This is a genomic window from Streptomyces sp. LZ34, assembly GCF_053890475.1.
Genome location: NZ_CM132680.1, coordinates 11,471,944 through 11,484,036 on the forward strand (window position 1 = coordinate 11,471,944; position 12,093 = coordinate 11,484,036).

Genomic DNA, 12,093 nt, shown 5'->3' on the forward strand with positions numbered 1-12,093 from the left:
GGGGGTCACCTCCGGGTCGCCGTGCGCTGGATCCACAGATTGATGAGGGTGGCGCCGAGCAGCATCACGCCGAGGAAGGTCTTGAACCAGTCGGGGTTCCAGCCGGCGTAGACGATGCCCTGCTGCACCATGCCGAACATGAAGGCACCGAAGACCGGGCCGATGGCGGAGCCGTACCCGCCGGTGAGCAGACAGCCGCCGATGACCGCCGCGGCGATGTAGATCAGCTCCTGGCCCACGCCCTCGCCGGACTGCACGGTGTTGAAGGAGAACAGCTGGTGCATGCCGACGAACCAGGCGCCGAAGCCGACCAGCATGAACAGCGAGATCTTGGTGAAGGTCACCGGCACACCGACGGCCCGCGCGCTCTCCTTGTGGCCCCCGACCGCGAAGATCCAGTTGCCGTACTTGGTGCGCAGCAGGACCCACGTGGCCAGGGCCGCGAAGACCAGCCACCACACGACGGTGATCTTCACCTCGACGCCGCCCACATCGAAGGTCGACGCGAAGACCTTTCTGGCCTGGTCGAAGCCTTCCATGTCGCTGATGTCATCGGTCGCCACATTGCCGGTGACCAGTTTGGTCACCGCGAGGTTCACGCCTTCCAGGCCCAGGAACGTGCCCAGCGTGACCAGGAAGCTCGGCAGGCCGGTCTTGACCAGCAACCAGCCGTTGAACAGGCCGATCCCCAGCGACACCAGGAGCGCGACGACCACACCGACCCAGACGTTCATGGTCAGCTGGTAGCTGAGCATGCTCGCGGTCAGCGCCGAGCTGATCACGGCGACACCGGCCGACAGGTCGTACTCGCCGCCGATCATCAGCAGTGCCACCGGGAGCGTCATGATCCCGAGCGTCGACGACTGGTACAGGACGTTGGCCATGGAGCTGCCGTCGCGCACCGGAGGTGCCGCGATCAGGAAGAAGACGAACACCGACGCGGCGGCGAGGAAGACACCCACCTCGGGCCGGGCGAGCAGCTTGAGCGCCAGTGGGCGCTGTGTGGTGCGGCTGTCGGTCTGCTTCGGGCCGGGGCCCGGCGGTGTGCTCACCGCCGGCGCAGCCTGCTGGGCCATGCTCATCACCGGGTACCCTTCGCGGCGAACTCGGCGATCTTGTCGATGTTGCTCTTGTCGACGAAGGCCGGACCGGTCAGCACAGGCTGCTCGCCGCCACCGCTGTAGTTGCCGTTGGTCTTGTAGAGCCACAGGGAGTCCACGGCCAGATAGCCCTGAAGGTAGGGCTGCTGGTCCACCGCGAACTGGATGTCGCCCTTCTCGACGCCGGAGACGAGGGCCTTGTTGAGGTCGAACGTGGCGATCTTCGCCTTGCTGCCCGCCTCGGACACGCCCTGCACGGCGGTCAGCGCGATGGGGGCGCCGAGGGTGACCACCTCGTCGATGGAGCCGTCCTGCTTGAGCTTGGCGGTGATGGTGGACTTCACGGACGGCATGTCGGTGCCGTTGACGTAGAGGATGTCCGTCTTGCCGCTGAAGCCCTTCTTCACGCCGGCGCAGCGCTCTTCGAGGTTGACGTCGCCCTGGGCCTGGATGACGCAGAGGGCGTGCTTGGCGCCGGTGCCGTTGAGCTTGTTCCCGAGGGCCTGGCCGGAGACGGACTCGTCCTGGCCGAAGAACGACAGCAGGCCCTGCTTCTTCCAGGCGGACAGACCCGCGTTCAGGCCGACGACCGGGATGCCGGCCTTCTTCGCCTTGGCGATCACGGCCTTCAAGGCGTCCGGCTTGGCCAGGGTGACGGCGATGCCGTCGACCTTCTGGTCGATCGCGTTCTGCACCAGGTTGGCCTGATCGCCGGCGTTCTCGTCGTTGGAGTAGATGAGCTTGACGTTGTCCTTGGCGGCGGCGGCCTGGGCGCCCTTGCGGATGGTGTCCCAGAAGGTGTCGCCGGAGGGCGCGTGAGTGATCATCGCGATCGTCATGCGCGGGGTGTTGGCCTTGCCCGCGGAGACGTTGTTCGCGGCCTCTTCGGCCTTCTTGCCGCCGGAGCTGCTGGAGCAGCCCGCGAGGGTCAGGGCGGCCGCGGTGGCCAGGGCCACGACGGGGACGACTCTGCGGGGACGGGGAAGGGATGTGCGGTTCATGGTGTGTGCACCTCACTGTGCAACTGGGAGGGGGAGCGGAGCTGCGGCTGGTGGGTGGGGCCGGGGGCCGTTTGCGACGGCCTCGGTCAGGGCCGCGCCATGGCAGGGGAGAGCAGGCTGAATCCGGTTCGGCGGTCTCAGCAGTGGCCGGCGGCGCCTGGAGGATGACGGCGGCCGGACGCAGGACCTCGATCTGGTCGAGTTGCGTGGTTCTTCAGTAACTTCGTCGGAACAACAGGACAATTTAAAGCGCTTTAAGTTCTGGTACTATCGGCTCGTTTCGTGAGCGTGTCAAGAGCGTTGCGCGAGGAGATCGCCGCGGGGAGGCACAAATGGATGATGTCGGTTCCGCAGGTCATCACAACGGTGCGAACAAGCGACCCCGGCTGGAGGACGTGGCCGCGCGGGTGGGTCTGTCCACGGCGTCGGTGTCCCTGGTGCTGCGTGGTGTGCCCGGCCCCAGCGAACGGACCCGGAAGCGTGTCCTGAAAGCGGCCGCCGACCTCGGCTACCAGGCGGACCGTACCGCCAGCCTGCTGGCCAGCAGACGTACCCGGCTGCTCGGCGTCATGGTCGACATCCACAGCCCCTTCCACGCCGAACTGGTCGAGCACCTGCACACGGCCGCCGAGGAGGTCGGCTACGACCTTGTCCTGAGCACCCTGACGCGCACCCGCGACGAGCACACCGCCGTGGAGACGCTGCTGGCCTTCCGCAGCGAGGCCCTGATCCTGCTCGGCCCGACCGCCCCCGCCGACACGCTCGCCGCACTCGACCGCAAGGCCCCCGTCATCGCCGTCGGTCGCCGCATCGCCGACGCCGACCTGGACGTCGTACGCACCGCCGACGACGACGGGGTCGGCCAGATCGTCGACCATCTGGTCGGTCTCGGCCACCGCGAGATCGTCTACGTCGACGGCGGCAAGGGTGTCATCGCCACCGACCGGCGCCGCGGCTACCGGACCGCCATGCGCCGCCATGACCTGGACGAGCACATCCGGATCCTGCACGGCGACAACACCGAAGCGGCCGGCGAACGCGCCGCTCGCCACCTCCTCGACGGTGCCGGGCTGCCCACCTCGGTCGTCGCCTTCAACGACCAGTGCGCCATCGGCCTTCTGGCCGCCCTTTCCCGCGCCGGCGTCGCTGTCCCGGGCGCGGTGTCGGTGGCCGGCTACGACGACGACACCCTCTCCCGGCTCAGCTGCTTCAATCTGACCACCGTCAGCCAGAACGCGCGGGAGCAGGCACGACACGCGGTGGCCGCCGCCGTGGAACGCCTCGATCAGGGCCGCACCGAACCCCGCGAGGTCGTACTCACCCCGCACCTGGTCGTACGCGGTACTACGGCCGAGCCCACCTGACCGGCTCTGGTCGCCCTTCTGCCCCCACCACTCCGGAGGCGGACTACCGGCTGCGGATCTTCACCCCTGGAGGCGAACTGCCGTTCGCCGGGCACCCCACCCTCGGGTCCGCACGCGCGTGGTTGGACAACGGCGGCACACCGCGGCACGCCGACCGTATCGTGCAGGAGTGTGCCGCCGGCCTGACCAGCGTGCGCCGTGGCGATGGCATCCTGTCCTTCGCCGCCCCGCCGCTTGTCCGCGACGGCGCGCTCGACGAGGAGTTCGTCGACCAGATCGTCGCCGCGTTCGGCATCAAGCGTGACCGTGTCCTCGCCCACCAGTGGGTCGACAACGGACCCGGTTGGGCCGTGGTCCAGTTGGCCACGGCCGAGGAGGTCCTCGCCCTCGAACCCGACCTGTCCCTCATCCCGGCCGCGATGGTCGGCGCGATCGGGGCCTGTCCCGAGGGGGCCGAGCACGCCTTTGAGATGCGTACCTTCGCCCCCGCCTGCGGTGTGGCCGAGGATCCCGTGTGCGGCAGCATGAACGCCTCGGTCGGACAATGGCTCACCGCCACCGGCCGCGCGGCCTCGACCTATCGGGTCTCCCAGGGCAAGCGCGTGGGCCGGGCCGGGACCGTCGAGATCACCGCCGATGCGGATGGCACCGTCTGGGTCGGCGGCGCTGCCACCAACTGCGTCCGCGGCACCATCACTCTCTGACAGTTCCTATCTGCAGCTGTCCCGCGTCACGCGGCGTCTTCCTGCGCGCGAGGCGTGATGTCGAAGCCGGGCGCGCCCGGGACCGCGTTGAGCAGCGCGCGCGTGTAGGCGTGCTGCGGGCGCTCGTAGAGATCGGCGGCCGTACCGTGTTCCACGATGTCGCCGCGGTACAACACCACGACCTCGTCACTGACATGCCTGACCACGGCGAGGTTGTGCGAGATGAACACCATGGTCAAACCGAGTTCACCGCGCAGCTTGGCGATGAGGTTGAGGATCTCCGCCTGGACCGAGACATCGAGCGCCGATGTGATCTCGTCCGCGATCACGACCTCGGGGCGAAGGATCAGCCCGCGTGCGATCGCGATCCGCTGGCGCTGCCCGCCCGAACACTCGTGGGGGTACTGGTGGATGGTGTCCGCCGGCATCCTGACGGTCTCGAGCCAGTGGACGATCTCGTCCCGGTGCTTCTTCACGTTGGCGCGGCGCGGGTCCACCGCCTCGGCGAGCGCCTCGCCGATGGTGCGACGGGGATTGAGCGAGGAATACGGGTCCTGGGGGATCATCTGCACCCTCCGCCGCATTCCCGTGCGGTCCGCACCGCGGGTGGCGAACACGTCCACGCCGGCGATCCTGACGCTGCCCGACGTCGGTCGGACCAGGCCGGCCAGGGTCTTCGCCAGGGTGGACTTCCCCGATCCGGACTCCCCGACGATGCCGACGGTATGTCCCTTGGCGACGTTCATGGTGATCCCGTGGAGGACGCGGGTCGCGCTCCTTCCCCAGCCGTAGCTCACTTCCAGGTCATGGACCTGGACGGCCGCCGTCTCCTCAACCATGCGTGTGCTCCTTCGCCGCTTCCGGGGTCCACGACATGCCGGGCAGCGTCTCCACCGGGCTGTCGATGTCGGGTGTGGCCTCGAGGAGTGCCCTCGTATAGGGGTGGCGGGCCGATTCCACCGTGAGGTCCGCGGCGTCGATCTCCTCCACCACCTCGCCGTGGTACATGACGATCACGCGATGACAGAGTGCGCGGACCACTCCGATGTCGTGCGAGATGAACATGACCGAGGTGCCGATCCGGCTGTTGAGGCGCCGCAGTTCGCGCAGGATCTCCGCCTGGACGGTCACATCCAGAGCCGTGGTCGGCTCGTCGGCGATGATCAGGAGCGGCTCGGTCGCCAGTGCCGTCGCGATCATCGCTCGCTGCCGCATACCGCCCGAGAGTTCGTGCGGATACTGCTTCATGCGGTGCTCGGGCTTCGTCATGTGTACGGCCCGGAGTGCGTCCGCCATGCGACGCTTCGCGACTCGCCTGCCGAGGCGCTTGTGGGTGCACAGCACCTCGGTGAGCTGGGTGCCCATGCGGAGTGCCGGGTTGAACGTGGAGCCCGGGTCCTGGTAGACGAGGCTGACCGTCTCGGCCATGAGGCCCGGTGGGACCGGTCGGCGGAGGTCGAGTTCGCCGAGGGCCATGCGGGACGAGCGGGAGGTCAGGCCGTCGGGCAGGAGTCGCGCGAGAGACATCGCGGTCAGAGTCTTTCCGGAACCGCTCTCGCCCACGATACCGACGATCTCACCCTGCCTGATGCCGAACGAGATGCCCTTCACCAGCGGCTTGTCGCCGCTGTGAATCCACAGGTCCTGTACGTCGACGAGATACCCGTCATTCGGCACCGGCGTGTCCCGCTCGGAGTGGCGGGCGCTCGTCCGGCTCGGCGCCTTCCTGCCCGCCCGCGGGTTCGCCGCGGCCGCGAGCCCGTCGCCGATCAGGACCGCGGCAAGCCCGGTCACGATCACGAGAGCCGCCGGGCCCACCATCTGGAACGGCCGGCCCGCCAGCAGCGACGGCAGCGCCTCGCTCAGCAGCTTTCCCCAGTCGTAGAGGGGCGACTGGACGCCGATCCCCACGAACGAAAGGGCGGAGATGGCCGTGAGCGTGCTGGCGAAGGTCGACGCCGACAGCACCAGCAGAGGCTCCGCCATGTTGGGCAGCATGTGCCTGAGCGCGATCCGTGCCGGGCTCACTCCGAGCAGGCGCGCGGTCGAGATGTAGTCCTGCTGAGACACCCTCGCGGCGAGATTCGCGGTGAGGCGCGCGAAGTAGGGTATGCCGGCCACGCCGATGGCGATCACCACCGAGGTACCTCCCGCGCCGAGCACTGCCGCGACGACGAGCGCGAGAAGGAGGCCGGGGAAGGCGACCATCGCGTCGATCATGCGAAGACAGATCTCCCGGGCCCGGGGCCGCATGAGCCATACGCTGGTGCCCACGAGAACACCGAGGACGACCGCGATCGCCGTCGCGCCCACGGTCATCAGCAGGGTCAGGCGCGTGGCGACCAGGCTGCGGAGCAGCACATCGTGGCCGGCGGCGTCGGTACCGAGCCAATGGCCGGACGAGGGGTGCGCGAACCGGGTGCCCAGCGCGCTCGCCTCGCTGGTGAAGAAGAGCGGGGCCAGCACGGCGATCAGGACGACGATGCCCAGGAGAACCAGGCCGAGGACGAGCCCGAGGTTCCCACGGTGCCGTCGGTTACGCGGAGACATGCGACCCCCCGAGGGTCCGTCGGTCGATCAGCCCGAGCAGGACATCGACGAGGAGGTTGATCAGCGCCGCGATCATGCCGATGACGATCACCATGCCCTGGATGACCGGATAGTCGCGGTCGAGAATGGCCTTGATGATGCCGCTGCCGAGGCCGGGCAGGGCGAACACCGACTCGATGATGATCGCCCCGCCGATCATCCCGGTCAGGATGAGCCCGCTCAGGGTGAGTGTGGTGGTGAGGAGGTTGGGCAGCGCCCATGTGATGTAGCGCTTGTGGGCGGGCAGTCGCCAGCCACGCGCGGTCCTCATGTAGTCGTTGTCGAGCACGACCGCCGTTTCGCGGCGGACGACCCGCGAGACGGTACAGATCGGACCGATCACGATCGACGCGACGGGAAGCACGAATGACTGGACGGCGAAGCGAGGCGTGTAGGCCGGAGGATAGAGCGGTACCACGCCGATGCCGACGGCGAACATCACCACGAGGAAGGACGCCATGATGTAGCCGGGCACCGCGTCGAGAAAACCGGTGATCACCCCGAACGTCGTGTCCAGCCACTTGCGTCGGCCACCCCGCGTGAGCACACCGATGACCATTCCCAGCGGAACCGAGACCAGCAGGACGATGACGATGCCCGCGAGCGCGATGGTCGCCGTGAAGGGGAGACGGTTGAAGATGATCGTCTCCACGGGCTGCCGGTACATGAACGACGTGCCGAGGTGCCCGGAGAAAACATCCCCCACGTAGTCGAGGAACCGTTCCCAGACCGGTTGATCGAGCCGGAGTTCGTGTCTGACGCGTGCGATGTCCGCGAGATCGGCGTTGGCACCGGCAACGCCTGCCGCCGGGTCGCCGGGGATGAGCTGGACGATCAGGAACGAGACGACGAGCAGCGCGAAGAAGATCGCGACGAGGCTGGTGAGCCGTCGGACGGCGAAACCGAGCCAGGGCGAAGAGGGCCGGAGAAGGCGTTGCGGGAATGTCGTCGAGCGGTCGTCCGCGGAGACGGGTGGCCGGGCACCCGTCTCCGCGGAATCGAGAGAAATCATGATGTGTGTGGCCTCGGCTACTTGGCGATGCGGAGGGTGGCGGGGTCGAGGTAGTCGTCGAAGGTGCGGATGCTGTAGCCCTTGGCGACGACCGTGGTGGAAGGCAGGGTCGACAGCGGGATCGCGTCGACCCGCTTCAGGAAGGACCTCTGCGCCGACTGGAGAGCGGCGCATTGCGCGGTGCGGTCCAGCTTGCTCATGGCCCGGTCGACAGCCGCGTATCCCTCGCCGTTGACCCGCCCCGTCTTGTTACGGCCGCCCTTCTCGGTCGGCGGGCCCATGACGCGCAGGAGGGAGGAGGAGAGAGTGCCCATCATGTTGTTGTCGCCCTGGACGTTGATGTCCCAGTCCTTGCCGCCCGCGGAGGTCACGGTGGCCCAGTTGGCGTTGTCGAGAGAGTCGACCTTCACCGTTGCCCCGGCCTTGCGGAGTGCCTCGGCGATGTAGTCGTTACCACCACGGAGCAGGGTCGTGCCCACGATACGGAAATGGACCCCGGCCAGCTTCTTGGCGGCAGCGGCGCGGTCGGCGGCGACCAGCAACGACCGGTCGGTGTTGACACAGGGCACCTTGGCCGATCCGACCGAGCGGATCGTGCTGCCTTCCTTGCCGCTGACGATGTCACTGAATGTCTGTGCGTCGATGGCCTGCGCCACCGCGGTGCGCAGGTCGGGCCGGTTCGCGAACACCGTCCCCGGACGCTCATTGAACAGCAGATACGTCGTGGTGTTCGACGCACTTGAAGTGGAGAAGCGGGAGTCGCCGCCGAACCGGCCCACGTTCTCGTCAGCGACCACACCCACGTCCAGGCTGCCGGACAGCAGCTGGGTGGCGATCGTCGAGTAGTCCGTGACCGGCGTGAGGTTGAGATGCTTCGCGGGCACTCCCTGAAGAGGCTTGGCGAACTTCGGCCAGGCCGTGTACTTGCTCCGAAGGGTCAGCTTGTACGACACCGCCGGCCGGGACGAGGTCAAGGTGTAGGGCCCGGAGAACGCTCCCTTGACCTTGCCGGTGGTCAGTCCCTTGGTGTCGGCCAGGCCTGCCGGGCACACGATCCCGGCCTGCGGCAGGCTCAGCCCGGTCAAGAAGTCCGACCAGGGAGCGGACAGCGCGGCCTTCACCGTGCCCGCCCCGTCGTCTGCCGTGAACGTCGCGGTTGCCGACCCGAGGGCCAGCGTGCGGCCCGAGGACCCCGTCTGCGGCGAGGCGAAACGGGTCAGTGACCGTGCCACGACCGACGGTGTGATCGCACTGCCATCCGAACACGTCATCCCTTTACGGATGGTGAATGTGTAGTGCGCGGCATCGTCGGCCTTCCACTTCGATGCGATCCCACCCACCAGGCGGTTGCCGGAGTCCTTGCGTACCACCGTGTCGAAGAGCAGCCGGGCCACGGTGTAGTCGTCGCCGCCCTTCGCCAGCGCCGGGTCGAAGGTCGCGGGATCGGTGTTCAGCGACATGCCGATCGTGTCCTTCGACCCCGCTCCGGCTTCCTCGTTCACCCCGCACCCGGTCGCTCCCAAGCCCACTGCGGCTATCACCGCCAGGACAGCACCCGACTGACGAAACATGATGCCTCCAACACAACGGCCGAAACGGTGGGCGGAGCGTAAGTCACGGCCATCCGCCGGAGGTGTTCCGTGGCGCACCGCGCAAGGAAATCGGCAATCCCGCAGCACCGCTGCACGGTCTTTCCACGAAACCCGGCAGTAGGTTTCCGGGACGTTGCACATGCCCGCACGAAAGCATGGCGCGGCATGTCTGGCGGAGCCGCATCAGCCCACCTGGAGCCGGGCACCCGCACGATTGTGGACAGGACGGCCTGATCGTTGCATGCTGCCGTGCATGGTCGACTCGCTGGACATGCAGATCATCAACGCGCTGCAGATACATCCCCGTGTCTCATGGGCTCAGCTCGGGGGGATCCTGCGGATCGACCCCTCGACGATTTCGCGCCGCTGGTCGGCTCTCACCAGCCAGCGACAGGTGTGGACGAGTTGTTCCGAGGCCGACGCACCACACCTCCGGGAGCAGATGATCTCCGCTCTGGTCGAGATCCGATGTGTTCCCGGGCGACGAGAGCATGTGATCGCTGAGCTCGGGCGGCAGGCGTCCATCTCCAGCGTGCACTGCACCTCCGGTCCGCGCGACCTCTATGTCATGATCTCGACCGACAGCCTGCTCTCCATGGACCGGTACATAGACGAGCGCATCGCTGTGATCCCCGGCATCGTCGGCACGCGCACCCACTACCTGCGAAAGATCTTTTTCGAGGGGGCGAGCTGGCGGCTGAAGGTTCTCTCCAAGGAGCAGGTCAAGGCGCTGCACGATTTCCGGCCGTCCGAGCCGCCCAAGCGGCGCAAGCCCACCCACCGAGCCGTCGTCGCCGCGCTCGAAGGGGACGTCCGCCGAACCGCCGCCGATATGCAGCGGGAGCTGGGCCGGTCCCTGTCCATGATCTCGCGGGACATCGACGCGGTACTGGCCGCGGACTGGGTCAGATGGCGGGTCGACTTCGCGCACACTCTCCTGGGCTGGTCCGCGGCGGCGGCGTTGTGGCTCGATGTCCAGCCGCTGAATCTGGAGCGTGTCGTCGCCTCGCTCCGGCTGCTGAACCATGTGCGGTTGTGTGCCTCGGTGACCGGTAAGGCCAACCTCGCGGTATTCCTGTGGCTGCACGACCTTCAGGAGCTGGACGAGATCGAGAACAAGCTGACTTCGGCCTTCCCGAAGGTCCTCATCAAGGACCGATGGATCGTCCCGAGGATCGCGAAGCGCGCCGGCCACATCCTCGATCTCGACAGCCGGCATGTCCGTCTGGTCCCCCTCGGCCACCACCCGGTGTTCGAGGACTAGCCGGCCAGTGGCTTGTCACCCACCCTGCCACTTGCGTAAATTCATGCGCACTTCGGCCTGGATCTTTGTCTTTCATGCCCACATCCCGCGCACAGCACCGATTCGCAGCACCTTCCGTAGCCTGAGCGAGGCGGCCGCCCGGCCAGCCGATCGCTGAGGAAAGAGAGGTCGCTCGTGGATTTTGAGCAGCTCAAAGCGTTTCGCCGAGAACTGCACCGGAACCCGGAGCCCGCGTTCGTGGAAGTCGGCACGGCGGCCCGGGTCGAACGAGCCATCGAGGGGCTACCGGTACATGTTCTGACCGGAAAAGACGCCCAGGACCTCTCGGCCGTCGTCAATTTCCCTTCGCGGGAAACCCTGGACGCATGGGCGGCTCGCGCCATCGAATCAGGTGTCCCGGCCGAGCGGGCCCGTTATTTCCGCGAAAACGGCACCGCGTTGGTCGTGGACCTCAAAGGCACTCGCCCGGGGCCGCGGTGGGGCCTTCGCGTCGACATCGACGCACTTCCGATGGGCGAATCAACCGATGCCGCTCATTTCCCGGTGGCGAACGGGTTCGCCGCGACGAACGGCGCGATGCACGCGTGCGGCCATGACGCGCACGCCACCATCGGAGTCGGCTTGCTCCACCGGCTGTCGGACCGCGACTTCGCGGGCTCGCTGCGGATCCTGTTCCAGCCTGCCGAAGAGGGGGTCCGCGGAGCGCAGACGATGATCGACGCAGGGGTGGCCGACGAGATAGACAACATGCTCGCCGTGCACGTGGCGGGAGACATGGCCGTCGGCGGAATCGTGGGGAGCTTCACCGGCGGGATGGCGACCCGCAAGCTGACCATCGACTTCGCGGGCAAAGCCTCGCACGCGGCCGGTACGCCGGAAGCCGGCCGCAACGCGCTGCTCGCGGCGGCGATGTCCGCACTGGGCATCATGGCCATCCCGCGCTTCAGCACCGCGGACACCCGGCTCAACGTCGGCACCCTTGTCGCCGGGGACGGAGTGAATATCGTGCCCTCCTCGGCGGTGATGACCTGCGAGGCCCGAGCCACCGATGACGAGGTCGTCGACGAGCTGGTCGACCGGATCCGATCCATTGTGGACGGTGTGGGCGCGGCGCAGGGTGTGCTGACGAACGTCGCCGTGATGGGCCAATCCGCGACCGTCGCGCCCGACGACGAGATGATCGATCGCATCGTCGAGGTGGCCACGGCCCATCGCGATGTCACCGAGGTCATCCGGACCCAGCAATTCGCCGGAAGCGATGACGCCAACCTTCTGATCAGGCATGTCCAGCAACGCGGAGGCATGGGTGCTTATCTGATGGTCGGAGCGGGCAGCCCGGGGCCCCATCACAGCGAGACCTTCGACATCGCGGAGGAATCAATTCCGACCGGGATCGACATCCTCGAATCGTTGATACGCGGGTGAACGTACGTCCCGGAAAGCCATAACCAGGAAAGTCCAGGAAGA

10 protein-coding genes are annotated in these 12,093 nt (G+C 67.4%); 4 read left to right on the forward strand and 6 right to left on the reverse strand.

Going from position 1 to position 12,093, the window contains the following annotated elements; all coding sequences use genetic code 11:
- Positions 1-5: 5 nt before the first annotated feature.
- Positions 6-1,082, reverse strand: coding sequence for an ABC transporter permease (locus tag ACWY4P_RS49615; protein WP_456207377.1), 1,077 nt, complete (start codon positions 1,080-1,082; stop codon positions 6-8).
- Complete coding sequence (locus ACWY4P_RS49620; RefSeq protein ID WP_456207378.1) at positions 1,082-2,101, reverse strand: substrate-binding domain-containing protein; 1,020 nt, start codon at positions 2,099-2,101, stop codon at positions 1,082-1,084. Before ACWY4P_RS49620 ends, ACWY4P_RS49615 begins: the two co-directional genes overlap by 1 nt.
- A gap of 332 nt (positions 2,102-2,433) precedes the next feature.
- Between ACWY4P_RS49620 and ACWY4P_RS49625 the strand changes: the two genes are divergently transcribed.
- Both ACWY4P_RS49625 and ACWY4P_RS49630 read left to right on the forward strand, forming a co-directional pair.
- Complete coding sequence (locus tag ACWY4P_RS49625) at positions 2,434-3,465, forward strand: LacI family DNA-binding transcriptional regulator (RefSeq protein WP_456207379.1); 1,032 nt, start codon at positions 2,434-2,436, stop codon at positions 3,463-3,465.
- Between the two features lie 77 nt (positions 3,466-3,542).
- Entirely contained in the window at positions 3,543-4,169 is a 627-nt protein-coding gene (locus tag ACWY4P_RS49630; protein WP_456213315.1) for a PhzF family phenazine biosynthesis protein, read from the forward strand.
- Between the two features lie 26 nt (positions 4,170-4,195).
- On the opposite strand, the gene ACWY4P_RS49635 is transcribed toward ACWY4P_RS49630, so the two are convergent.
- From ACWY4P_RS49635 to ACWY4P_RS49650, 4 genes are read right to left on the reverse strand one after another with little or no spacing between them, the layout of a single operon-like run.
- Positions 4,196-5,008 carry an ATP-binding cassette domain-containing protein gene (locus ACWY4P_RS49635; protein WP_456207380.1) on the reverse strand — a complete coding sequence of 271 codons (813 nt, stop codon included), beginning with the start codon at positions 5,006-5,008 and terminating at the stop codon, positions 4,196-4,198.
- Positions 5,001-6,719 carry a dipeptide/oligopeptide/nickel ABC transporter permease/ATP-binding protein gene (locus ACWY4P_RS49640; protein ID WP_456207381.1) on the reverse strand — a complete coding sequence of 573 codons (1,719 nt, stop codon included), beginning with the start codon at positions 6,717-6,719 and terminating at the stop codon, positions 5,001-5,003. The genes ACWY4P_RS49635 and ACWY4P_RS49640 overlap by 8 nt, the downstream gene beginning before the upstream one ends.
- Entirely contained in the window at positions 6,706-7,770 is a 1,065-nt protein-coding gene (locus ACWY4P_RS49645; protein ID WP_456207382.1) for an ABC transporter permease, read from the reverse strand. Before ACWY4P_RS49645 ends, ACWY4P_RS49640 begins: the two co-directional genes overlap by 14 nt.
- A gap of 17 nt (positions 7,771-7,787) precedes the next feature.
- Positions 7,788-9,230: an ABC transporter substrate-binding protein gene (locus ACWY4P_RS49650; protein ID WP_456207383.1), complete on the reverse strand. Its 1,443-nt coding sequence runs from the start codon at positions 9,228-9,230 to the stop codon at positions 7,788-7,790.
- Between the two features lie 385 nt (positions 9,231-9,615).
- Here ACWY4P_RS49650 and ACWY4P_RS49655 point away from each other — a divergent pair, with 385 nt between their 5' ends.
- Together ACWY4P_RS49655 and ACWY4P_RS49660 are read left to right on the forward strand one after the other, a co-directional pair.
- On the forward strand, positions 9,616-10,626 hold the full coding sequence (locus ACWY4P_RS49655) for an Lrp/AsnC ligand binding domain-containing protein (protein ID WP_456207384.1): 1,011 nt from the start codon (positions 9,616-9,618) through the stop codon (positions 10,624-10,626).
- A gap of 174 nt (positions 10,627-10,800) precedes the next feature.
- Positions 10,801-12,051, forward strand: a complete 1,251-nt coding sequence (locus ACWY4P_RS49660) for an amidohydrolase (RefSeq protein ID WP_456207385.1) — start codon at positions 10,801-10,803, stop codon at positions 12,049-12,051.
- Positions 12,052-12,093: the final 42 nt, after the last annotated feature.